Source organism: Lysinibacillus sp. NPDC097195, assembly GCF_044762075.1.
Lineage (GTDB): Bacteria > Bacillota > Bacilli > Bacillales_A > Planococcaceae > Lysinibacillus.
On record NZ_JBIWDP010000001.1, the window covers coordinates 928571 to 950330 of the forward strand.

Below are 21760 nucleotides of genomic sequence, written 5' to 3' on the forward strand. Positions count from 1 at the left end.
AAAAACCAGCAATGCAAAAGGTCATGCTGGTTTTATTTTTTGTCTTTCCCATTCACTACGTAAAATACCCATTTTAATGGCGTCATAGTATTTTCCATCAAAGTATCGGGCATCTCTAATCCTTGCTTCTAACTGCATACCTAATTTCTCAGCAACTCGCATCATTCTTTCATTGCCAGACCAAGTCGACATCCCCAATCGATGAAGTGGTGTATTGTCAAATAGGTAGTCTATCCATAAGCGATAGGCTTCAGAACCGTAACCACCATTCCAATAATCTGGAAGATATGTGACAATCCCTGTTTCAAGCCAATTTGTGTTTTTATCTACCCAGTAAGCACCAACAACCCCTATAAATTGTTCGTTTACAGACATAATTAAGGTACTAGGGACACCCTCAAATAATTCTTCATCCTTCGCCCATTCGTTCAAAAATTCACTTTTTGTCAAATGCTTTTCTTGGATATATGGTCCATTCCATTGCTTCGCCGCTTGCTTTTCATCTACATATTTCCAATAATAAATCGCATCTAAATCGGTTGGGGTAGCAGATCGTAACGTCACTTTTTTTCCGGCTATGTTTATCAAGATTATCACTCCTTTTTAAAGGGTAAGGACTTTGACATAAAAAAGCTGCGGCATTTGCAAGCCGCAGCAGTTCAAAGGATTTCCTTTATGCGTGTTCACTACTATTATACCATAACTTGGTAGACTATAGCTATTAAAGGAAATAAAAACAATTTATTGGTTGATTTACTTTATAATGTTTTATACATTATGTTTTTCCTTACTAACTTTCGATTTTCGTAGTAGCAGAGATACCATCAGTAAGAAAATAGACATCCATATTGAAAAGATAAAATTCTCAAATAAATTCCAATTACCATAACTGGAATAATCTTTAATCGTTAAAATTAAGAAAAGAGTGAAAAAGAAAGCCAAATAAATGTATTTACCAAACACAGTCATTTAAACACCTCGATATGTATTTATAGAGCAAAAACTACTAATAGTGATTTAAAAAATTCGGAAAAACCTGTTTTCAATGGTACAGCCCAAATTAAGAAACCGATAATTGCTACTGGTCCTAAAAAGAAATGATAGATGCTACGTGGAAGAACCTTTTTGAAAAGTGCGACATAGATATACATGCAAGCGCTTATAGCAACGAACAACAATAGTAATGGTAGTACGATATATATAATTAAGCTACCAAATGTTAAAATAGAAAATAAATCCATTCTATCTAGCTCCTTCTGTTTTAGTGACTCAGAAACTTGTATTAATAACTAATTTTACATTATATTTCTTCATATTTCCAAAAAAAATATAATGAGAAGAACTTTTATTCGATAAGGAGGGCAGAAAGTTGAATGCCCAAACTAGGAAATATATCAATATTATTTTGCTATTCATCATGTGTCTCTTCCTTATACCAAGTGGATTCAATTTACTATATATGCATCTAACAGTAGCTCTTTTAGGAATAGTCATAATTATTAAAAGTTTTGATTATAAAATAGAAGATGAAAAATACTTCAAAAAGTCTTTAAGAGCAGGCATATTTATATTGTTATTCTCCTTGGGTTTTATCGTTTATAGAATATTTGCTCTGTAGGACTTGTAGTAATACATAGGTGAATGTGTCAAGGATGGGGTATTGTTTGAATTTTATAGCTGCCATGTTCCCTCAATTAGAGGAAGTTTCGTGCACGCACTTACGAAATGATAGGTATTGTCATTTATAAAAATCAGCAGCTAGCATCAGTGTATGATTATAAAGTCTTAGAATGTTAAGAGAGGGGGGTTATCTAATGTTTGTAGTAGAAACGAAAAGATTATATTTAAGACATTTTAACAATGAAGATATTGCTGCATTACATGCAATTTTTTCAGATGCGGAAACAATGAAGTACTATCCAGCACCATTTAACTTAATACAAACTAAAAATTGGGTGGATAAGAATATTGACAGATACGAGAAAGATGGATTTGGATTATGGGGAGTTTGTTTGAAGGAAACGAATGAACTAATTGGAGACTGCGGACTAGTCAAACAAATAGTAGATGGTAAAAATGAAGTTGAAATTGGTTACCATATTAATAAAAATTATTGGTCTAGAGGATTCGCTACTGAAGCTGCTAATGGGTGTATGGAATATGGAACTGTTCAATTAGGTCTACATAGGTTGATAAGTATTATCGATCCATTCAATAGACCTTCAATTCGCGTAGCTGAAAAAAATGGATTTACTAAAGAGAAAGAATCCTTTATCTTTAATAAAATCCATAGTATATATTCTTTAACAAAAAGGTAAATCATATGTAGGTATTGTATAACGCTTGTGCAGAAACCGAAAAGGGGGTTTTACCATTATTGTCTCTTACTCAAAGTCTTTAACTAACTCTAATTTTGTCTCTTCTAAAAATTTCTTATAGATTTCGTGTTGCTCCTTTAGTTTAATATGTGCTAATTCGCGTTGTTCTGCAGTTGTAGCATCTACATAAGCATCTAATAGGACTGAATATTCATTTTTTGTATTCAAATAATTGATGAAATATTGTTCCCTAATGTCAGTTTCTAATTGTAGGCCACCCCCAGTATAGTTCGCAACATAAGCATAGGCTTCGTGCAACAAAGTAAACAATTGATTTCTTTCGTCTTCCGTATATTTTTCTGCATTCTGCTGGAATAACAAAATACGATTAATAGGCATTTGAATTATGGACAGTTGATTGTAAAGTTGTGCACGATAATTAGTAATTAATAGGTGTTGCTGATAAAAAATAGTACCCACTACGAAAAATACAAATAATAATCCAGCTATAATGAGTTTTTTCATACATTCCACTCCTTCTGTTGCTTCAGCAAATGAACAAAATACACTCTACTATATCATGTCCAAAAGATAGTTCATCATTTTACGTAGATAAACTTGTTTGCTTGTCATTATTCAGCTAATCGCTTGTTTTCCATGACCCTTAGTAATCCTTACATCTTAAACCTATTATTCCCTCTTACAAAAGAAGCAATTCATTACTATACTAGAGTAAATTTGTATTTTAGGAGAAATGTATGAGAACGTCTGTACCTTGCCCGAATTGCCAAGCGAAAATTACGTTAGAAGATTTTGAGGATTTTTCATCGCCATTTACGATGATTTGTCCATACTGTAAAGCCAAATTAAAAGAAACAAAAGTAACACCTTTTCTTTTTATCGGCTTAATTGTAGTTATTCCTATATTTATTGTTATAACTGAGAAATTAATATCCATCCTTTCAAACATTATTCCAGTTATTGAAAAGATACCTTCGTTTATCGTATTTATTGGATTATTATATCCTTTATATGCTGTATATGAGCGATTTAACGGTCTTATTATGTTCAATAAAGGGAATTTACAGCTGAAAAAAAGACAGTAAAGCTTGATATTCTTACGGTTAATTGCTTTTAAAGAGCCTTATTCCTAACACGAGTAAGGCTCTTTTAATTGTTTTCATTTTGGACATCTTTATCAAGTAAGAGTGGTGTGTAATAATATGGTAAAATATATTAAAAAATGCGATGGATGTGATACAAGAGTGGAATATAGAAATCATGCAAAAATATCCTTAACAACGAACGCTTCACAATTTAATAATCTTAAAGAAGATATGCAAGAATTAATTGAAAACTGTAATTTAAGCTATCCGCAACTTTCACTGATTTTTCATTTATCAAATAATGAATTAGAAAATTTAGTGAGTTGTAAAGCTAATTCAACACAGAATTATGATGAAAAAATTCAGCTTAAAAAAGATATGTTGATGTTTGGATTTGAACTTGATGCCAAAGAAAGAGCCGTATTATTAATGAATAATCTAATAACTGATTACTTATTTTCAACAGAAACCTTATCGAAAATAATAAAAGTAACAGAAGAGGAACTTATAGCATTTAGACAAAATCAAATAATAGATAGAACTGTAGAAATTAAAATATGTGTCAATATCGTCATGCTTCACTTTGTGTTAAGAGTGTGAAAATTAGTCCAGTCATGCAATTAAATTAATCGTGGATTTTTAGACAACCTTAACATTAAAAAAGGAGAAATTAAAAAATATGAAAATAAAAGTTAATGATTATCGCAAAAAAGATGAGTTCGAAAAGGAAGTGAACAACTTTATGCAAGTTCATGAAATTATGATATTAAATATTCTACTAATATCATAAATAACTTCGAATTTAAAGTTTATTCGGCAATGATTATCTATAAATGATACATAACTGTTTCAAAAACCGACAATAAAATAGCCTTGGCGATTTCCTTACTTCTGATTATGAAGTGGCTTTTAGATGCATTATATTTTGTATACAAACTAATTGAATGGTAAAATAATAAAAAATTTACATTTTTTAATCATACGAATGTTTGACTAGTAGTAATTGTATAGTAAGAAATTGTGTATTGGCGAAAAAAAATAGTTTAATAGCAATTGAGGAGAGGTTTAAATATTGCTTAAAAATAAAAATATTATTGTCACAGGCGCGGCATCTGGAATCGGGAAAGCTATTGTAAAGCGTTGTTTATGGGAAGGTGCTTCAGTTATTGCCTGTGATGTCAATTACCATGCTTTAGAGGAATTAATGGATACAATGAATGCAAGTACTGCTTTACATACCTATCAGGTAGATGTAAGTAATTATGAGGAAGTATGCGAATTTTTCTCCTATATTCATGCCAAGCACTTCCATGTGGATAGTCTAGTTAATAATGCGGGGATTTATTTGGCAAAAAATATTTTAGACTATCAAGTCGATGAAATTGATAAAGTACTTGGCATAAACGTCAAGGGATTTGTTTATTTTTCACAACTGTTTGGTGAAAAATTAATTTCTGCCAAACATTACGGAGTCATTATTAATATGTCCTCAGTTTCTGCGCTAGAAGGTAGTTCAGATGCAATCTATGGGCTTTCTAAAGCAGCTATACTAGGTTTAACTAAAAGCTGTGCTATGAATTTCTCACCCTACATCCGTGTGAATGCTGTTGCGCCAACGATGGTTAGCACGCCTATGATGGATTCGATTCCTGATTGGCGAAAAGAGGAGTATTTAAATTACCAACTTATTAATAAGCCTTTACAGCCTGAGGATGTGGCTGATACAGTTGTTTTTTTACTTTCTAATAAAGCACAACATTATACAGGTGCAACGTTTGATTTAAATAATGGTGGATATTTAAGGTGATGCAACTTATTCATGAGCCAATAAATACTATTACAAGGCAAAAAATAATCGGGGGTAATTATTATGAAAAAAAAGATGATTTCTATATTAGGTTTAACAGGCGTACTAGCATTAACATAGGGTCTAGCAAATGACTCGCAAAGCTCAACCGTTTCTGCACAAGAACAAACTAACAATCATACCGTTATTACAATAGAAGAACAAAATATGGTAGAAAGTTTACAGACGAATGAAGGTTTTATACCTCAAGCAAATGGTACAGGATACGTTTTTGAAAAGGAACATTTAACTGCTAGCAAAGATCATGCAACGATTATCACTGCTCAAGAACAAAACATGGTTGAAGAATTGGTCAATCAAGCAGGATATGTAACACAAGAAGATGGAAGCGGGTTCTTTTATATAAAAGAATAAATATTATTGTTGAAATCAATTTACTATTTAATAGCTTTAGTTGAAGATTATGGAGTTGCATAGGCAGCTCCTTTTTTACTATTACTGTAAAAAGGCTATGCTGCAATGGGGGATAAAAATATGTTGATCGTTAGAACAGTTTTTTTATGGATCATTATTTCAACAATTTTCAATGGGTATTTCATGACATTACCGAAACCGATTTTTCGTAAAAGAGAGTACCCGGCTAATTATTTCATAACCGAAATAGTAGAATAGCTATGCAAAAAAATAGGGAATGTGCCGCGTTTTCAACCGCCTACGTGTTGCGTCATTTTGGTTATGACGTTGATGGAGAAGCATTATATTCTCATTTCCCGAGTAAAACTAAATCCGGAAATGTGTACCCAAAAGGCATACGAACGGTGTTAAAAAACAGGGGATTTAAAACACATTATTATAAAGGAAATATTGATACTTTAAAGTATGAAGTTAGTAAAGGTATACCCGTAATCGTGTTTATTAAAGTTAGGAAAGATCAAAGATATTTGCATTTTGTACCTGTCGTAGGATATGACAAGAACAATTTCTATCTAGCAGAATCTTTAAATGAAATGGTAAATTATCCTGATCAAAACAATTGCTATAATCGAAAAATTCCTATTCAAGAATTTAAAAAATTGTGGAATGTAAAAAATATTTATATGCTTCTTTATAGCAACACTTACATAACAGTTACAAAGAAATCATAGAAATTACCAAAGGAGTGAGAAGTACAATGCACATTTTTAAACACTGCTGTTTATTCATCATTTTTATGTTGTTGTTAACAGGGTGTGCAGCTCAAGATAAAGCAATCTCTCATGAGCAAATATCGATTGAGCCTTATAACATTAGTGAAAAGGAAAGTCTATTAATTAGTAAAACAGGAGTAGGAAATATAGAATTTTTTAAACTAAATGGTACTTTAGCTGAAGCAGATGATTTGCAATTTTCAGTGGAAGTATACGAAAAAGGTAAATTGAAAGAAGAATTATTAAAGAGCTGGGGAGTTATCGAAAAAAGCTATCGAGATACTTTACTTTCATTTGGAATAAGTGATTTTAATGAAAATCATCCTTTTAAATTATTATCTGGCATACCATCGGGTCTTGCTACGACAACTTATCCCATTAATGTGACGATTTTTTCATTTAATAACTTAATAGATAAAAAGATTACATTAACGAAGAACAAACCTGTTTATTTAGTGGCATGGCTAGGCACGTCAAAAAACGAGTTAGGTTCTGCCGGAAGTGAAAATGGAGAATTACCTGCTGGACTTGAAGAAGCTGAGCTTTCTTTCGTCTATAAAGTATTATGGACTGATCAAGGAACAGAATAAACATTAGCGATGTAAGAAGAGAAAGCCGATGCTGGTATAATATTGCGGTGTATTCACAAGTACGAAAGTTAAGTTGCGTAAATAGGAGGGGAGAACAAATGGATTATTTTATGATAGCAATTTTATTTCTAGGACTTATGGTAGCTGTAATTTATGAAATAAAAAAGAAGCACGATATTAAACTCGAACAAATTAAATTAGAACGAGATAAACTAGCTTTGGAACAAAAGAAATTAGAAATTGGCAATAAAACAGACTAAAAGTGGGAGCCGTCCCACATACTAAAGAGTTGGAGTTTTGGCCATGAAAGATTGTCTATACCTGAAAAATAACAGGATTTTAGGAGGTTTGCAAGTTGAAGATTAAAAAAATCGATCATGTTTGTGTAATTGTCAATGATCTCAATACAGCTAAAGCATTTTTTGTCGATTTTGGTCTTGAGGTAAGAGGAGAATGGGAGATGGAAGGAGAGTTGATGGGCTATGCAGCTGGCCTTGGTGATACTAAAGTCGCGTGTGTAGGATTGGGAACATCGGACGGCCAGACTTGGCTAGAGCTAATCAAATTTATTTCCCCGTCCAACGAAAAGGAAATAATACTACCACTAGCCAATTCACTAGGTATTCGACATATTGCATTTAATGTAGAAGATATCGAAGCAGTGGTTGCCAATTTGAAAAAAAGGGGTACTGAAATCTTTAGCGACATACAGCAATATGAAGAGCGTTTTAAGTTATGCTATGTTCGTGGTCCAGAGGGAATTATTTTAGAATTGGCTCAAGAAATCCAATAAGTATAGTGTACGCTAAAATTTTTGAGTATTCTTAAATGTATAGGAAAATTGTTTCAATTCAACATTCCCTATATTATTATTAGTAAGTATAGGAGAAGGTTGTTAAAATTAGGAAATGAACTTAATACAATATAGCGGAGGGCTCGTATGACACCAGAGCTAATAGTAAAAAAATTTTTTGAAGAAGTACGTTCTGGAAAAAATCCAGATTATGCAAGCGAATTAATGGCTGAACAAATGTCTGCACACCAAGTAATTGCAGAAGAAGAAATAACGATAATAAGAACTCCTAAAGAATATGCCGATCATGTAAAAGAAATGATTGAAGCATATGGCAAATTTACTTTAGAAATTCAAGAGTTTATGGTCCAAGATAAAAAAGTATATGTACGTTGGAAACAAGTTGGTACGCATATTGGAGAAGTTGATGGCTATGTGCCAACAAATCTTCTGGTTATTGAAATAGCTAGTGCAGTTTATAGAATTGAAGATGAAAAAATAGTTGAGTATTGGATACAAATTGATCGAGCAGGTATAGAGAAACAACTAGAGCGTAATAAAAAAAATTAACATCCTTCGGGGTGTTTTTTTTGTTCTTGGAAAGAGAATTGCGAATTATACAAAGTGGTGATAAAACGTCTATATAGCAGGGGATCACTATTGCACCTTATTTTAAGATATGGATTTATCTGGAAGGATATAAGCGTATTATGTAGAATTATATAATAAACATATTTTAGATGGAGGGATTACCATGTTAGATATTAAACTAATTAAACCGGAAATGACCTTTAGTCTTAGGCAAATGGTTTTGCGACCAAACCAAAGTATGGAAGAATCTATATTTGAATCAGATTATGAAAAAGAGACTTTTCATGTTGGTGCATTTTATGAAGAAAAACTGGTAAGTATAGCATCCTTTATTATAGAAAATAACGGAGCGTTTTCATTCGAAAGACAATACCGTTTAAGACAAATGGCTTCTTTAGAGGACTATAGAAAGTTGGGTGCTGGAAGAGCAGTGGTCAGTTTTGCAGAAAATATTATAACAGCACGTGGTGTTAATTTTCTTTGGTGCAAGGGCAGAACGAGCGTTCAATCGTATTATGAAAAATTAGGTTTTGAGCCTTATGGAGATGTTTTTGATTACCCCCCTATCGGTCCACATATTGTAATGGTTAAAAAATTATCCTAATAGTCGATGGATAGGAATGAGGTGGCAAGCTTAATTAATGGGAGCGAAAATAAACATTGGGTTTGTCAAAAGTGAAATTACCACTTTAAAGGGGAATTTTGATTGTCTAATAGATTTCTTGAATATCAGTGGCATGAAAATTAAATCTGTAAAATATGCTACAGATGAGAACGGTTTAAACTGGATAGAAAGTAGTAATCCAACTAAAGCCGTAACGAAGGAATTAGTCTATCAATTGGAAAAGATGTTTTATTGGGAATTTAACGTTGCTAAATTTCCTTATGCTAATTCATTAATTGATGTATTGCTTAAAATACACATTTATAAAGATAATTTTTATAGTTTCATGATTGAAATAGAGGAAGCAACAATTATTAATTGTTATGAAATAAAGGAACTAGAATTTGTAGAGGCTGCTATTTTCAACATTATGGAAATCTTTCTTCTAAAACTTACAATAGATTATGCCTTTTCTAGTCAAGAAGCTGAGGTGGAATTTTCACCACAAGAATTTAAAAATTTAACAAAGCCGTATTATTCACTGGAAGCTAAATATGAAAACGAGGATTTAGTAATTTCGAAAGCACGTTGGTACATAAACGGAGTAACGGAGAGAGAAAATTAGCGTTTTTTTCTACTTTTTTTGTATACTAACTTCGTTTTGAAAAGCAATTGATTAGTTTCAAAATAAATTTCGTCCGGAGGTAGACAATGAAACACTCTTTAGTTTTATTTATTTCAATTTGTTTGATGCAAATATGTATTTTAACAAATATAACTTTATTAAAAGGTGAATGGGATGGCATCACTTTATGGTTGTGTACAGCCATCTTTATTTTTGCCTCTACCATTTTTGGATTCAGTCGAAAAGACGCTGCCAAAAAATAATTAGTATTCGAATAGTGTTGCATCGAAAAGGAGTCAGTAATATGAAATTTAATTATGATGATATTAGAAGTGGAAATGCAACTTGTATATTTGAAATTAATGATAAAAAGATGGAATTTTCGCCAACTTTTCATTCGGATGCTCTAGGTGACTTTGTTACCTATCTTGCATCAATCCATCCACTATGTAAATTAAGTTGGAAAGAAGGCGCCTTTAACAAAAGAAATGGGGGGATCGAATGGCAGACAGGTCCTTATTTATTGTGCTGGGAATTTAAGCGTGATTTTGAGGACTTGGAGATTGTAATTACCGAAAAACAAAATTTCATAGTAGAGAGAAAAGTAAATGATAATTTACCTAGGAAAATATTGAAAACAAAATGTAACTTTGAAGAGTTTGTATTATGTGTAGTGAAAGAGTTAGATCGACTACTTAAACAACGTGGCATTTTAGGATATCGGCAAGAATGGCAAAATTACACGTTCCCACTAGATGGCTTCCTTGCTTTAAAATATGCTTGTCTTTATAAAAAGCCTTTTGAAGTAACGAAGAAAAATAGTGGAACTATAATTGAAGATGAAATAAATTTGTTGTTGAGTCCTATTTAATAAGTTCTTTGCAAAAGTCACGAATGTTGTGAAATTAATTGTTACGGGCTTTCGTATGAAAATAATTCGAAATATCAATATCAAGGAATTAGAAGCTTAACAAGTTTATAATAAGTATATTATTCAAAAAAAGGTACATCATCCTATCCATTTGAATGGTATAATTTTATGTGTATTTTAATTTGGAAGGAAGTGAATTCATGAGAGATTTAGAAAAAATCAAACTCGTGAAGCCACCATTTCCCAAGCTACGATGTTTTTCTTTCAAACCTATAATTATCTAGGAGAGGAATATCTTGAAGAAAAACATCGAAAACAATACACCTAGCTTATTATTACTGATTGTATTAGTGGGCTTTCCACAAATTAGTGAAACAATTTTTAGTCCAACTTTACCTTCTATCGCAGAAGTATTTGAAACTTCTATGAGTGATGCACAGCTTACGATGAGTGTTTACTTTAGCGCTTTTGCCGTGGGAGTATTTTTCTTTGGGCGTTTATCCGATAAAATCGGACGTCGTAAGGCAATGCTCTATGGGCTGTTTCTATATTTTATTGGAAATGTACTTTGTTTAGTAGCAAATGAAATGGTCTTTTTATTAATCGGACGCTTTATTCAAGCGTTTGGTGCAAGTGTTGGCTCTGTTGTGACACAAACAATTTTACGTGAAAGTTATTCTGGTATTGAGCGTCATAAATTATTTGCTCAAATTTCAGCTGCCCTTGCCTTTACACCTGCCCTTGGCCCATTAATCGGTGGCTTTACAGATTATTATTTTGGTTTTAAAGTTGTATTTTTAGTGTTAGTTGTTATGAGCATGATTGTTATATGCTATACGAGTTTATGCTTACCTGAAACAGCACTATCAACCATCGAAATAAAGCCATTACTACCAATCGTAAAGCGCATGATTACAAATGCGCGTCTTTGGCGCTACTGCCTATTAATTGGCGGTATTAACGGTATTATATTTAGCTATTATACCGAAGCACCATTTATTTTTACGCAATACTTTACACTTACAAGTGCAAAGTATGGTTTATTAGGCATTATCGTTGCGCTCGCCTCTATTGTCGGTGCAATGTTATCTAAACGACTTGTAAGCTATACAAAGCCGGAGATCATTATCGTCGGCGGCTTAGTCATCATGCTCCTTGGTACAGTGCTCGCGATGACTGTGCATTTTTTACCAATTTTTTTGCAAATGTCAATGATGATTATGAGTGTGTTCTTAATTTTATTTGGTACAGCTACTGCTTTACCAAACTGTTTAAGCTTAGCGCTCATTGACTTTCAAGACGTTATTGGATCTGCGGGTGCAATGTTTAGCTTAGGTTATTACTTCCTTGTTAGCGCTATCATTTATGGTATGAGTATTTTCCATAATGGAACAGTTCTTGCGATGCCTTTATACTTTTTAGCACTAGGGATAGCAATGTTATTAATAAGCTTACCGCTCACTTTTAAAAGATGAGATAAACTGAAATCTCACTCTACGTTATAGTAGTACTATTAAACTTTATTAAATTCTTTTTGTTAACTATCGACTAATAAATTTTATTTTAGCATCCTCTAATGAGGATGCTTTTCTTTTTTGAAAGTAAGTAGATGATAATCGTGGTTGTCGGTTTTAAGAAATGATAAGCGATACAGGTAATTTGACAATCAGAACCAAAGGAAAAACCTTCTGCCTGCTTTGTTATTTATGCGCTTGCAAAAGTCTAAACGTTAGGAAATTAAAAACTTGTCGTTTCTTGCGCTTACCCGGGAAATTATTTGTTATTTCCTAACTTACATGAATTTAGGTAGGAGAGTCGGAGCATGATTGACGAACGGTCTGGCTGTATTACGGTATGTAGTATTTTACATTTAGCGAGACTTTAATAAACGCGAAGGGAACTGCGTGAATAGGCGTGCAATCGAATATGAAAGCGTTGTGCTGCAACAATAGTGGGTATGTAAGTTAATACTTCTGCATTTGTTTACTTAAAAAATATAGGAATCTTTCTTGAGCTTGCTTTTTCTTAACAATCTTTTTAACACGATAACTATTTTGTAAGTATTTTCGAACATTACGATTAACAAAAAATAATTTGTGATACTTCTCATCATGGTAGATATCACTAAACCATTCAAGCTGTTTTAATTGTTCAATATGTTTATCTATCTTTTTAGTATTTAAAGGTGTTGAATTTCCATTTAGGAATACTTCAGATAAAGCATCTGGAATTAAATCAATTATAAAATCTACAATAAAATCGGAGAAAGAATCTAACATAACCAATACCTTTAATTTTTTTAAACTGTCACTTAAATAGCCTAATGTAAGTATAAGGAATTATCAATATTCAAATATTGGTAATCTATTGTAGTTTGAAAAGATATGTATATCTCATGAGGGTTATTTTGGTATAAATGTATTATAGTTATAAAAAGAGGCGTCCTAAGGTGAAAAATTTTTATATGGAACTGAATGTAAGTCGGAGATAAAAAGACGTGAAAAACACGATATTCGTTTAAGGAACTTGTTATAAATGTAATTAATTTAATATCATAAGTTAAACGAAAAAAAGTGAAGGGAGAGTGAAAGCAATGACCAATGAAATAATTCAAATTGTTTTACCTATGAAGACATACGACACATCTAAAATGGACTTGTGGACGAAAGGGTAATCTGCTTACCACAAATGATTCGATAAGAGGTAACTAAAGGTTACAATTTGTCGTAAGACCATAAAAAAATTCCTAAGTTTGTATAAAAACCATACAAACATAGGAACTCGTTCGTCAAATTGCATATTAAATCTCATATGTATTCCGATTCATCATGAGACCATTCCTAGCATTCAAGTGATATAGCAACCTTTAGCTAAAATCACTGCGTATGATTTATACGCATATTGACCATTCAGTCCGACCTTACTCTTTAGGATGAAGAAGTACTAGAAATTTCCCATCCTCAGCGTCTTTAGAATAGCGTTCTGCTTCATCATCAGGTACGCCCATTTCCATAAGAGCATGCTTTAATCCGCCAGCACCTGAGTTGGCTCCTACTACTGCTCCTCCAATGGTTGTAATAATAGGACCTGCAGCCAATACAGCACCAAATCCGGGAATTAATATAGTGGATAATCCTGCTATCACACCTGCAATGCCTATTGCAGCCCCAGTTGCAGCTCCTGCAAGGGCACCATCCATCGTAGAGGGTTTTACTTCCTCTGTGTTTTCAGATAAATCGTTAGCTTTTCTAGCAATAACTGAAATTTCCTCCGTTGTATAGCCATTCTCTTTTAAATCTTCCACAACCTCAGCGACTCTTTGTTCATTTTCGTAAATACCAATCACTTGATTCTTCATAAATATTACCTCCTGTTTGCTTCAAGTATGTATTCTTTACCCGTTAAATAGTATTTCTAGACATATTTCAACTTCAGGCTTCATTTTTTTTGAGTTTTCTACTGTATTGTAGTTCCAGGAAAAATCTTTTTCATACATAATGATTTCTGCAATTGAACGCTAAAAAATAGTAAATGGATGCTGTGGAGGATGTTCGCGATAGTAGTAGGAGTTTCGCGTATTTGGGTGGGGGTTCATTATCCTTTTGAAGGAGCGATGATTGGCATTACTACTGCCATAATAATTTATTTCACAGTTCCTAAATTAAAAATAGTAGAAAACTTAATCACGGTGTGTCATTAAAAATTAGTGTAAAATAAAGATAAGAAATATTCGTTGGTTTCTTCAGAATATGGTAAAATGAACCATAAATATGGCTGGAATTGCGAAATTAAAATAGGGGGAGTGATTCTATGAATGAAAAGCGGAAGGGTAAATTTCAAATATTGGCGATAGTGTTCATTCTATCACTTTTAGTTGCTGCATTTGTTACTTTTTTCTTAGGGCATTTTATGGTAGGTTCTGTTTTATTTGTTATCTTTATGGTGATTTTGAATGCTCTAAGTGGTTGGACGAGAATCAAAAACTCAGAGTACATTCATTTAAAAAAGCATAAATATAATGAGAAGTGGTGACTAAAAATAGGTATCCCATGTAATTTACTTAAATTATACTTTAGGCCATAATCTCAACTTAATATAATTAAATCATTACAAAACTACAAAGGCCATGGATCGACATGGCTTTTTATTTTTGCAATATTTGCGCTCGTAGACTTCATATTTGGCAATCAGTTACATGTTTACAAAGAGCTCAAATCGTAAATGCTTCATTCCATTATTCTGACTTAGGTCTATATTTAACATTAATTGATAGCAATGGTTCTGAAGTTGATATTATTTATTAGAGTGCCATTATTATGGAAAGAAAGTGGTCAGTAACCAGCATGAAACAACACTGGTACTAAATACCGGTGTTGTTGTCAGTTGTACAAAACAATTCATGTTAATTATGAAGTAAGAGTGTCCTTTAAAAGTAAGTCAAAAATTAGATGTAAGTTGAAATTTTTTCAGTATTGAGAAATGGCGCTTCAGCCTTAATAGCTGTAAGGTACAGTTTTATGCCATTTCTTTATTTTTTTCAATATCTTCAACTTTAATAAATTTCAAGACAACAAATAGGAGGAAGAATCCTAATACACCAGCCGTAATATAGCTAACATTGAGATAGTTTTTCATGGCAAGTGACATTATAGGAGGGCCAGCTGCAACGCCTATAAATCGTGCCGAGCTGTAAAAAGCGGATACGGTTCCTCTTAACTCTTTTCTAATATTGTCAGTAATAATTGTGTCAAGTGCAGGCAATAGTGCTCCGATAGCAATCCCCACAATACTGGTTACGACTAATAAAAGAATCAGTTTTTTGCTTGTAAATCCAACGAAGACAATACTGACAGACATGGCAATCAAGGAGAAAATAATAATTTTTTTAATTCTTCCTAGATTCCCTTCAATCTTTCGTCCAGATATAAATGAAGCTATACAAAGTAATAAAAGCGGGATGGCCAAGACAAACCCTTTTTTTATCCCTTTTATATCATGAACTTTTTCGAGGTTTTCTGATAAGAAAAATAGCATACTAAATAATATGAGCATCACAAGGACCCCGTTAAGGAATACGGTGTACAACCATTTTCCTTCCTCCTTGAAAACCTTTTTTGTATTACGTAAAAATTCTTTGAACTTTAATGGTTCATCATCATCTTTAGGTGCTTTAACAAAGAAAAAAATAAGGACAATCGAAATCAAGCTAAGCGCTGAAATGGAAAAGAAGGGCAGGAACCATAAAAAAGCGGCAAATATTGAACCTAAAATGGGACTTAACACTTTCCCAAACGTGTTGGACGTTTCAATTATTCCTAATGTTGAGCTTATTTTTTCCTCATCTTCTTGATATAAATCACCGACAAGTGGCAATACGATTGGCATGGCACCAGCCGCGCCTATCCCCTGAATAATTCTGCCAGCAATAATCATTGCGAATGGGTCATCCATTTTCCATGAAGCAAACCCTGCAATCAAACCACCAATTAAAGCTAAAATTAAGCTCGGTAATATGACTATTTTTCTGCCGAAGCGGTCCGATAAATAGCCAGCTACTGGGATTAGAAAAATCGCTGCCACTGAATAGCTTGTAATAATCATACTCGACTGAAATGATGTAATACCGACCTTATCTTCCAGTTTCGGGAGCACGGGAATAAGCATAGAATTCCCAAGTGTCATGATTAGTGGAATAGAAGTTAAACTTACAATACACCAGACACTTACATTAACCTTCTCTTTGGCCATTACCACACCTCAACTAATGTTCTTTAAAGGTATGGTTTCCTTTCGTGTTCAATTTATGCGTAATGTTCAGTTTATTGGAATAATACTTGGTAGGCTTGGTTGCCAAAGTAGAGACCGAAACCAATCATTAATAAGGCTGAGATAAAAGAGACCGTTTTCAAAAGCCCTGTGGATAATAATTTTCGAGCGACACTGGATAAAAAGGAATAAATAAAATCTACTATAATAATACCAATCAAAATGGTCATACTTATCAAAATGATTTCATAACCTGCAGAGTTATCAGCTGTTTTTGCAAGTATTGAACCGTAGATTCCCAGCCAAAAAAGGATGGTTAACGGATTTAAAAATGACATAAAAAAACCGGTCATAAGTGATTGTCTCAGTCGTGTTCTTTTACCTGTTTTCGAATTCATCTCAATTTTATGTAGCGACAATAAACTTTCAATACCGGTGTACAATAGAACAAAACAACCGAAAGACCATAGTATAGTTTTTAGCCAGATAGAATTGATAAATTGTCCAATTCCAAAATATACGATAAACATATATATAATATCCGTTGCTATGGCACCTAGACTAAAAAACCAGGCATGAAAAAAGCCATTTTTTAAACCTGTATTTAATAGGACACTCTTAACAGGTCCAATGGTTGCAGCCATTGATATGCCCAAAAAGATAAAGGTAAATATAGAATCCATAAAATAGCCTCCATTAATCAGATGTAATTGCATTTTATTCAAAGGCAATGACTTTTAGGACAAATTAAAAAGGGGATTCTAATAGCATTTTAGGATGTGTAATCTCAGTTTTAGAAGTTTTTTTTCCATAATTATTTCAGGTTAGCAGAGGTTTTTGTATACTATTTTAATAAATTTTGTTCTTTTCGTTTTTGTATTGAAACTTATCCTTTAGACAAATAATTCAATCGAATTCGTTCATAATAATCTAAAGGACGTGATGATTATTTTAAATGAGAAAAAGATTTCGAAGTTGAAAAATATGTTAATTGAGGAAAAGTGCTCACTTGAACGAAAAATGGAGACAGATGATGAATATTTAGAACGAGGAAGCTTACGGGATTCAGTAGATGAGTTGTCAACGGTCGATAACCATCCAGCAGATTTAGGTACCGAATTATACGAACGTGAAAAAGATATGGCGTTAAAAGCCCATGACGTGGATGAATTAGCAAAAGTAAATACCGCCTTACAAAAAATTGAGGATGGTACCTATGGTGTATGTGAAGTTTGTCAACAAGATATCCCATATGATCGATTGGTAGCACTGCCTTATACCACTTTTTGTATTGAACATACAGATGCAAAAGACGTTCCTACAGATCGACCGGTTGAAGAGCAAGTGCTACTTCCTCCAGTAGACAATTCTTTTGCTGGTCGAGATGACAAGGATGATATTCACGATTATGAAGATGTCTTTCAAGTTGTAGCAAAATATGGGACTTCCGAAACGCCTTCCGATTTTGAAGGGAATTTCGAAACATATGATGAATTATATGAGGACCCTGAAGAAATTGCTGTTAATGACGAATGGGATTCCTACCATATCTCTGAAACAGATGAATTAACAAGCCAAGTATCCATGCAGGAAATAGAACATGCGAGAAAATTTGATTATTTAGAGGAGTAAATGCTTGTTTCTATCACGAGAGCGTCAGCTGTTATTAAAACTAATATAGGGCCGTTCTAATTATAGGATGGTCCATTTTAGTTAGTTCCAATTACAAAAATACCTTCAGCTTGCCCTAACTCGTTCCAGTCAAGGAAGCAAAATATGTGTAAGATAATTGGGTTTGTGATTTTGCAAAGACATCCATGTACAATTTTTAGCGTGCAAAGAAAAACAGAATATTGCTAAAATAAATGGAATATATTACAATTAATATAGTTATATAGATGACATAAGGAAGAAACCTTGTGTTATTGTCCTAAAAAGAATCATAGTGCCTCCAATTTTTTTGGAGGTATTTTTTAATTTTTAAAGGAGTGTGAAGTATTGATTTTAAAGAATGAGAAAAATTACTCAAGCTTATTTAAAGATGTACATACTCATGTAATGGAAAGTGCTGAAAAGTTGGGTGCTAGTGGTGGTGCCTTAATTATTATTCAGAACGACAATCTCGTAACAGAGTTATATTTTGGTAAACAGTCTAATGTAATAGACGCTCGAGATGTTCAAGAAGATACTCAATTTCACATAGCATCTGTAAGAAAAGCTTATATTGGGTTTGTAGCGGCTTACGCTATTTACAATGGTTACTTTTCATTGGATGACCTCGTTCAACAATTTATTGAAGATCCACATCTATCCGCATATGAAGGGGTGACCATTCGTCACTTATTAACCCATACACATGGACTCAATATGATAGATGGATCTAAATTAGTAAGTGAATTTAAACCTGGTGAAGCATGGGCGTATAGAGGGCCAAGTATTGATTTGTTGACTATGATTATCCAAAAAACAACAGGACAGTCTATTGCTGAAATAATTAAATTACACGTTATTGAGCCACTAGGTTTTCAATCGACAGAATGGATTAAGATGAGTAAGCAACATACAAAAATTGCAAACGTTATTCGAGATGCTGATAATCCCTTTTGGTCTGAGACGGATGTAGTTGATGGTTCTGGAATGAATATGTATGTGTCTGCAAAAGAGCTTGCTTTATGGGGTTATATTCATTTAACAGAAGGGAAATGGGGAGGAAAACAAATGATTCCAAGAGAAATTCTCCAAATGGCTACATCGATTCAAACGCCTAACCCAACACTTCCTATTCAGAAGAACGGATTTTTGTGGTTTGTAAAAGACACAAACAATAGTTTTAATCAAATAGGTGATACAGTTCCAAATGGTTCCTATCAATTACTCGGCTATACCAATGTAGCTCTCCTCGTCATTCCAGAGGAAAATGTAGTAGCAGTAAGAATGTTTAACCGGTATGGTTCATCTAAAGGATACGACTATCTAAGCGATATTCGGTCTTTTGGAGATACTGTTTATACATGTTCTCTAAAACCAACAATGTTATAACCTCAAAGTTTAATAGATGTTGCTGAGCTACTAACAGGCATTATTCCAAAGCGGGCGCGTAGATTGCTTATTATTCGAACGAATTTATTAAGTATTGGACAGGAGGAATATTATGAAATTTATTACGAAATATGGCTTTTTCATATTGCCAATAATTATCACGTTAGTAGGTTTTTTTATATTAAAGTTTAGCGTGGATTTAGGAGTAGGAGCTGCTAGTGACTATTTAGATTCTATAGGAGGTATGGATACGGCTGAATTTCATTCCCTTCAGTCCAAATATATACTATCGAATATGCTTACAGGTGGCATTCTGTTATCTTTTGGCTTAATATTTCTTTTTTTCTCCTTCTATAGACTTTCTAACAACAATAAATAAGATATGGAACATTTGGGGGGCATTAATTTTTAGAAAGCGGGCTAAATGTACTTCTATTCAAACTAAACTGCCTGATAAATTAATGCCATATTGGCAAAATCGAAAAAGAAATAACGTTATTTACATAAAACTAGGGGGTATATATGAAAACTCATTACTATTTAGGATGGTTTACCAATTTCCTTCCCGAGAAATTGAGCAGGATGCTTCAGGAGGATATAAGTGATAGAAGATCACTAATCATGATTAGCTCGAATCCCAATTGTTATGAGGAGAATGGTGAGACTGAACGTTCGTGGCTTAACCAAGCAGGCATAATGTTTGATGACTATCATGTAATTAATTATCGGGTTCAGAAGGAAGATGCCCAAACTTTAATTGAAAATGCTTCAGTTATTTTCTTATTGGGTGGAGATGTGCTTAAACAAAACGGTTTTCTAAAGGAATATAATTTGTCAGATTTGATAAAAAAAAGCAAAGCTGTTGTAATCGGAACAAGTGCCGGTGCAATCAACATGTCCGCTAAATGGCTATGCTCGCCAAACTTGGGCTATAAAGTTGAAAAAAGCTCCATATGCGAAGGAATAGGACTTAACGATTTTTCTGTCTTGTCGCATTTCGATCTTGAAAATAATATGGCACTGATTCAAGAGGAGTTGTCTCCCTTGTCAAAAGAGTTGAATATTTATGTGTCGAACAAAGATTGTGCTCTACGTCTAAAGGGAAACAAAATCGACATTTCAGGCAAAATATATTTAGTATCCCACTCTCAGATTCATAAATTGGAGGAAACACTTTAGTTGTGATGAATGGCTTAACCGATATAAACGTAGAGGCGGTAATAAATGAAATGTTTCGGAGTACTGCAAAACAAAGTGAATACTATGTAAGAATAACAAAATACAAAGATGGCGATGAGCAATTTTAAAGGGTCACCTGTCCAAGAGGCGACCCCTCAATCAAAATAATTAAAACTAGTATGAAATAAAAGTAGCACCGACGATAATTAGAAGTATAAATAGCACAACAACTAAAACAAATTGCGAACCATTTTCACTACCGCCGCCGTAATAGCCACCGCCTTGAACACCACCAACATTGTATCCCATAAAACACACCTCCTTTCTACCATATAGAATATGTTAGCTGTAGAAAAGGAGTAGGGTCATAAACCATATCACAAAAATATACTTTTTAGAGATTAAAAATTAAAAAAGGGCCACTTGGGATGTAGTGACCCTTAGTAAAAAGAAAAGGAGACGTAAGGCTAAATTAGCTTTACCTTACTATTATTATGATGAGAAAGCTATGTTTATAGAGTGAATTGTCTGGTATGTTACTAAAATAAAATAGTAACACTTAAAATAATGAACTAATACGTAGTAAATAAAAAACAGCAGTGTTTGCAGAAGCTACAGATTGAATTAGTACTACTAATTAAAAGGATCATTTTATGCAACTATCTTTAAGTTAAAGGACTATCAATGCTATTATGGTAATTTCATTTAGTAACTACTGGTGATTCAGCGAGGGCAAAAGAGTATATTAAAGATGATGTCAGGCACAACAGTGATCATAATATTATTATTAATTTAAGGGGGAGTTATATGTGCGCTCGTAGACTTATTATTTGGCAACCAGTTACATGTTTACAAAGAGCTCAAATTGTAAATGCTTCATTCCATTATTCTGACTTAGGTCTATGTTTAACATTAATTGATAGCAACGGTTCTGAAGTTGATATTATTTATGATAAAATTTCTCCTATTCAAGATTATGTTTGGTCTTTTCGATATACTGGAGAAATTCCTAGGTCAGATTTAGTGCCACTTGTCCAAGAGGCAATAGCACAAGAGTCAAAAATTGATAAAACTGCAGAGTGGTTTTACAAAATGACCGATTCAGATTATATTGAATGGTTTGACCGATTACCTTGGTTAGGAAGTAAAGAGATGCCTAACGTAGAGCATCACATATATTGTTACAATGATGGCATTTTTGAAGTGATTAGTGATTATGAACCGCGTTTTGTTTTAAAAACGATATAAGATAAGAAAGATAGATTGTTTAAAGCATCCGATTAA

At 33.1% G+C, this 21760-nt stretch carries 29 protein-coding genes; 21 read left to right on the plus strand and 8 right to left on the minus strand.

What is annotated here, in order from left to right:
- Window positions 1-21: 21 nt before the first annotated feature.
- On the minus strand, window positions 22-588 hold the full coding sequence (locus ACIQXI_RS04745; protein WP_402922108.1) for a GNAT family N-acetyltransferase: 567 nt from the start codon (window positions 586-588) through the stop codon (window positions 22-24).
- Window positions 589-989: 401 nt separating this feature from the next.
- A complete protein-coding gene (locus ACIQXI_RS04750; RefSeq protein WP_402922110.1) occupies window positions 990-1241 on the minus strand; it encodes a hypothetical protein in 252 nt (83 codons plus the stop codon).
- A gap of 573 nt (window positions 1242-1814) precedes the next feature.
- On the opposite strand from ACIQXI_RS04750, the gene ACIQXI_RS04755 reads away from it, so the two are divergent.
- A complete protein-coding gene (locus ACIQXI_RS04755) occupies window positions 1815-2318 on the plus strand; it encodes a GNAT family N-acetyltransferase (protein WP_402922112.1) in 504 nt (167 codons plus the stop codon).
- A 66-nt stretch (window positions 2319-2384) separates the two neighbouring features.
- On the opposite strand, the gene ACIQXI_RS04760 is transcribed toward ACIQXI_RS04755, so the two are convergent.
- Window positions 2385-2843 (minus strand): hypothetical protein, encoded by a 459-nt coding sequence (locus tag ACIQXI_RS04760; protein WP_402922114.1) that lies wholly within the window; start codon window positions 2841-2843, stop codon window positions 2385-2387.
- A gap of 233 nt (window positions 2844-3076) precedes the next feature.
- Here ACIQXI_RS04760 and ACIQXI_RS04765 point away from each other — a divergent pair, with 233 nt between their 5' ends.
- The 14 genes from ACIQXI_RS04765 (at window position 3077) to ACIQXI_RS04830 (ending at window position 11967) form a co-directional block, all read left to right on the plus strand.
- On the plus strand, window positions 3077-3424 hold the full coding sequence (locus tag ACIQXI_RS04765; protein WP_402922116.1) for a hypothetical protein: 348 nt from the start codon (window positions 3077-3079) through the stop codon (window positions 3422-3424).
- A 117-nt stretch (window positions 3425-3541) separates the two neighbouring features.
- Complete coding sequence (locus ACIQXI_RS04770; protein ID WP_402922118.1) at window positions 3542-4024, plus strand: HTH domain-containing protein; 483 nt, start codon at window positions 3542-3544, stop codon at window positions 4022-4024.
- Between the two features lie 472 nt (window positions 4025-4496).
- The gene (locus tag ACIQXI_RS04775) at window positions 4497-5231 is read left to right on the plus strand and encodes an SDR family NAD(P)-dependent oxidoreductase (RefSeq protein WP_402922120.1); all 735 of its coding nucleotides are present in this window, start codon (window positions 4497-4499) and stop codon (window positions 5229-5231) included.
- Window positions 5232-5438: 207 nt separating this feature from the next.
- Entirely contained in the window at window positions 5439-5645 is a 207-nt protein-coding gene (locus ACIQXI_RS04780; protein ID WP_402922122.1) for a hypothetical protein, read from the plus strand.
- A 260-nt stretch (window positions 5646-5905) separates the two neighbouring features.
- Window positions 5906-6376 carry a cysteine peptidase family C39 domain-containing protein gene (locus ACIQXI_RS04785; protein WP_402922124.1) on the plus strand — a complete coding sequence of 157 codons (471 nt, stop codon included), beginning with the start codon at window positions 5906-5908 and terminating at the stop codon, window positions 6374-6376.
- Between the two features lie 26 nt (window positions 6377-6402).
- Complete coding sequence (locus ACIQXI_RS04790) at window positions 6403-7008, plus strand: hypothetical protein (RefSeq protein WP_402922126.1); 606 nt, start codon at window positions 6403-6405, stop codon at window positions 7006-7008.
- Window positions 7009-7106: 98 nt separating this feature from the next.
- Window positions 7107-7268: a hypothetical protein gene (locus ACIQXI_RS04795; RefSeq protein WP_402922127.1), complete on the plus strand. Its 162-nt coding sequence runs from the start codon at window positions 7107-7109 to the stop codon at window positions 7266-7268.
- Window positions 7269-7363: 95 nt separating this feature from the next.
- Window positions 7364-7801 carry a VOC family protein gene (locus ACIQXI_RS04800; protein WP_402922129.1) on the plus strand — a complete coding sequence of 146 codons (438 nt, stop codon included), beginning with the start codon at window positions 7364-7366 and terminating at the stop codon, window positions 7799-7801.
- Between the two features lie 147 nt (window positions 7802-7948).
- Window positions 7949-8371 carry an ester cyclase gene (locus ACIQXI_RS04805; protein WP_402922131.1) on the plus strand — a complete coding sequence of 141 codons (423 nt, stop codon included), beginning with the start codon at window positions 7949-7951 and terminating at the stop codon, window positions 8369-8371.
- A 184-nt stretch (window positions 8372-8555) separates the two neighbouring features.
- Window positions 8556-8996, plus strand: coding sequence for a GNAT family N-acetyltransferase (locus ACIQXI_RS04810; RefSeq protein ID WP_402922132.1), 441 nt, complete (start codon window positions 8556-8558; stop codon window positions 8994-8996).
- 37 nt (window positions 8997-9033) lie between these two features.
- Window positions 9034-9621: an Imm64 family immunity protein gene (locus ACIQXI_RS04815; RefSeq protein ID WP_402922134.1), complete on the plus strand. Its 588-nt coding sequence runs from the start codon at window positions 9034-9036 to the stop codon at window positions 9619-9621.
- 86 nt (window positions 9622-9707) lie between these two features.
- Complete coding sequence (locus tag ACIQXI_RS04820; protein ID WP_402922136.1) at window positions 9708-9884, plus strand: hypothetical protein; 177 nt, start codon at window positions 9708-9710, stop codon at window positions 9882-9884.
- Between the two features lie 41 nt (window positions 9885-9925).
- Window positions 9926-10492, plus strand: coding sequence for a hypothetical protein (locus tag ACIQXI_RS04825; protein WP_402922138.1), 567 nt, complete (start codon window positions 9926-9928; stop codon window positions 10490-10492).
- 296 nt (window positions 10493-10788) lie between these two features.
- Window positions 10789-11967 (plus strand): multidrug effflux MFS transporter, encoded by a 1179-nt coding sequence (locus tag ACIQXI_RS04830; protein ID WP_402922139.1) that lies wholly within the window; start codon window positions 10789-10791, stop codon window positions 11965-11967.
- A gap of 489 nt (window positions 11968-12456) precedes the next feature.
- Here ACIQXI_RS04830 and ACIQXI_RS04835 read toward each other — a convergent pair whose 3' ends face one another.
- Both ACIQXI_RS04835 and ACIQXI_RS04840 read right to left on the minus strand, forming a co-directional pair.
- A complete protein-coding gene (locus tag ACIQXI_RS04835; protein WP_402922141.1) occupies window positions 12457-12771 on the minus strand; it encodes a hypothetical protein in 315 nt (104 codons plus the stop codon).
- A 641-nt stretch (window positions 12772-13412) separates the two neighbouring features.
- Window positions 13413-13850 carry a general stress protein gene (locus tag ACIQXI_RS04840; protein ID WP_402922143.1) on the minus strand — a complete coding sequence of 146 codons (438 nt, stop codon included), beginning with the start codon at window positions 13848-13850 and terminating at the stop codon, window positions 13413-13415.
- A gap of 452 nt (window positions 13851-14302) precedes the next feature.
- Between ACIQXI_RS04840 and ACIQXI_RS04845 the strand changes: the two genes are divergently transcribed.
- Complete coding sequence (locus ACIQXI_RS04845; RefSeq protein ID WP_402922145.1) at window positions 14303-14524, plus strand: hypothetical protein; 222 nt, start codon at window positions 14303-14305, stop codon at window positions 14522-14524.
- Window positions 14525-15007: 483 nt separating this feature from the next.
- Here ACIQXI_RS04845 and ACIQXI_RS04850 read toward each other — a convergent pair whose 3' ends face one another.
- Window positions 15008-16240 carry an MFS transporter gene (locus ACIQXI_RS04850; RefSeq protein WP_402922146.1) on the minus strand — a complete coding sequence of 411 codons (1233 nt, stop codon included), beginning with the start codon at window positions 16238-16240 and terminating at the stop codon, window positions 15008-15010.
- A 71-nt stretch (window positions 16241-16311) separates the two neighbouring features.
- Window positions 16312-16941, minus strand: coding sequence for a LysE family translocator (locus ACIQXI_RS04855; protein ID WP_402922148.1), 630 nt, complete (start codon window positions 16939-16941; stop codon window positions 16312-16314).
- Window positions 16942-17206: 265 nt separating this feature from the next.
- On the opposite strand from ACIQXI_RS04855, the gene ACIQXI_RS04860 reads away from it, so the two are divergent.
- From ACIQXI_RS04860 to ACIQXI_RS04875, 4 genes are all read left to right on the plus strand, one after another.
- Complete coding sequence (locus ACIQXI_RS04860; RefSeq protein WP_402925660.1) at window positions 17207-17890, plus strand: TraR/DksA C4-type zinc finger protein; 684 nt, start codon at window positions 17207-17209, stop codon at window positions 17888-17890.
- A 366-nt stretch (window positions 17891-18256) separates the two neighbouring features.
- Window positions 18257-19297 carry a serine hydrolase domain-containing protein gene (locus tag ACIQXI_RS04865; protein ID WP_402922150.1) on the plus strand — a complete coding sequence of 347 codons (1041 nt, stop codon included), beginning with the start codon at window positions 18257-18259 and terminating at the stop codon, window positions 19295-19297.
- A gap of 112 nt (window positions 19298-19409) precedes the next feature.
- Complete coding sequence (locus ACIQXI_RS04870) at window positions 19410-19676, plus strand: hypothetical protein (RefSeq protein ID WP_402922151.1); 267 nt, start codon at window positions 19410-19412, stop codon at window positions 19674-19676.
- 143 nt (window positions 19677-19819) lie between these two features.
- Complete coding sequence (locus ACIQXI_RS04875) at window positions 19820-20476, plus strand: Type 1 glutamine amidotransferase-like domain-containing protein (RefSeq protein WP_402922153.1); 657 nt, start codon at window positions 19820-19822, stop codon at window positions 20474-20476.
- 174 nt (window positions 20477-20650) lie between these two features.
- Here ACIQXI_RS04875 and ACIQXI_RS04880 read toward each other — a convergent pair whose 3' ends face one another.
- Window positions 20651-20785, minus strand: coding sequence for a YjcZ family sporulation protein (locus tag ACIQXI_RS04880; RefSeq protein ID WP_402922155.1), 135 nt, complete (start codon window positions 20783-20785; stop codon window positions 20651-20653).
- 498 nt (window positions 20786-21283) lie between these two features.
- Between ACIQXI_RS04880 and ACIQXI_RS04885 the strand changes: the two genes are divergently transcribed.
- On the plus strand, window positions 21284-21724 hold the full coding sequence (locus ACIQXI_RS04885; protein ID WP_402922157.1) for a hypothetical protein: 441 nt from the start codon (window positions 21284-21286) through the stop codon (window positions 21722-21724).
- Window positions 21725-21760 lie beyond the last annotated feature (36 nt).

Excerpts from the sequence above, each read along its gene's own strand:
- ACIQXI_RS04750 (WP_402922110.1), bottom strand. The coding sequence starts at position 1,241 with ATGGATTTATTTTCTATTTTAACATTTGGTAGCTTAATTATATATATC.
- ACIQXI_RS04755 (WP_402922112.1), top strand. The coding sequence starts at position 1,815 with ATGTTTGTAGTAGAAACGAAAAGATTATATTTAAGACATTTTAACAAT.
- ACIQXI_RS04760 (WP_402922114.1), bottom strand. The coding sequence starts at position 2,843 with ATGAAAAAACTCATTATAGCTGGATTATTATTTGTATTTTTCGTAGTG.
- ACIQXI_RS04765 (WP_402922116.1), top strand. The coding sequence starts at position 3,077 with ATGAGAACGTCTGTACCTTGCCCGAATTGCCAAGCGAAAATTACGTTA.
- ACIQXI_RS04770 (WP_402922118.1), top strand. The coding sequence starts at position 3,542 with ATGGTAAAATATATTAAAAAATGCGATGGATGTGATACAAGAGTGGAA.
- ACIQXI_RS04780 (WP_402922122.1), top strand. The coding sequence starts at position 5,439 with ATGGTAGAAAGTTTACAGACGAATGAAGGTTTTATACCTCAAGCAAAT.
- ACIQXI_RS04785 (WP_402922124.1), top strand. The coding sequence starts at position 5,906 with ATGCAAAAAAATAGGGAATGTGCCGCGTTTTCAACCGCCTACGTGTTG.
- ACIQXI_RS04790 (WP_402922126.1), top strand. The coding sequence starts at position 6,403 with ATGCACATTTTTAAACACTGCTGTTTATTCATCATTTTTATGTTGTTG.
- ACIQXI_RS04795 (WP_402922127.1), top strand. The coding sequence starts at position 7,107 with ATGGATTATTTTATGATAGCAATTTTATTTCTAGGACTTATGGTAGCT.
- ACIQXI_RS04805 (WP_402922131.1), top strand. The coding sequence starts at position 7,949 with ATGACACCAGAGCTAATAGTAAAAAAATTTTTTGAAGAAGTACGTTCT.
- ACIQXI_RS04810 (WP_402922132.1), top strand. The coding sequence starts at position 8,556 with ATGTTAGATATTAAACTAATTAAACCGGAAATGACCTTTAGTCTTAGG.
- ACIQXI_RS04815 (WP_402922134.1), top strand. The coding sequence starts at position 9,034 with ATGGGAGCGAAAATAAACATTGGGTTTGTCAAAAGTGAAATTACCACT.
- ACIQXI_RS04820 (WP_402922136.1), top strand. The coding sequence starts at position 9,708 with ATGAAACACTCTTTAGTTTTATTTATTTCAATTTGTTTGATGCAAATA.
- ACIQXI_RS04825 (WP_402922138.1), top strand. The coding sequence starts at position 9,926 with ATGAAATTTAATTATGATGATATTAGAAGTGGAAATGCAACTTGTATA.
- ACIQXI_RS04835 (WP_402922141.1), bottom strand. The coding sequence starts at position 12,771 with ATGTTAGATTCTTTCTCCGATTTTATTGTAGATTTTATAATTGATTTA.
- ACIQXI_RS04840 (WP_402922143.1), bottom strand. The coding sequence starts at position 13,850 with ATGAAGAATCAAGTGATTGGTATTTACGAAAATGAACAAAGAGTCGCT.
- ACIQXI_RS04845 (WP_402922145.1), top strand. The coding sequence starts at position 14,303 with ATGAATGAAAAGCGGAAGGGTAAATTTCAAATATTGGCGATAGTGTTC.
- ACIQXI_RS04850 (WP_402922146.1), bottom strand. The coding sequence starts at position 16,240 with ATGGCCAAAGAGAAGGTTAATGTAAGTGTCTGGTGTATTGTAAGTTTA.
- ACIQXI_RS04855 (WP_402922148.1), bottom strand. The coding sequence starts at position 16,941 with ATGGATTCTATATTTACCTTTATCTTTTTGGGCATATCAATGGCTGCA.
- ACIQXI_RS04870 (WP_402922151.1), top strand. The coding sequence starts at position 19,410 with ATGAAATTTATTACGAAATATGGCTTTTTCATATTGCCAATAATTATC.
- ACIQXI_RS04875 (WP_402922153.1), top strand. The coding sequence starts at position 19,820 with ATGAAAACTCATTACTATTTAGGATGGTTTACCAATTTCCTTCCCGAG.
- ACIQXI_RS04880 (WP_402922155.1), bottom strand. The coding sequence starts at position 20,785 with ATGGGATACAATGTTGGTGGTGTTCAAGGCGGTGGCTATTACGGCGGC.
- ACIQXI_RS04885 (WP_402922157.1), top strand. The coding sequence starts at position 21,284 with ATGTGCGCTCGTAGACTTATTATTTGGCAACCAGTTACATGTTTACAA.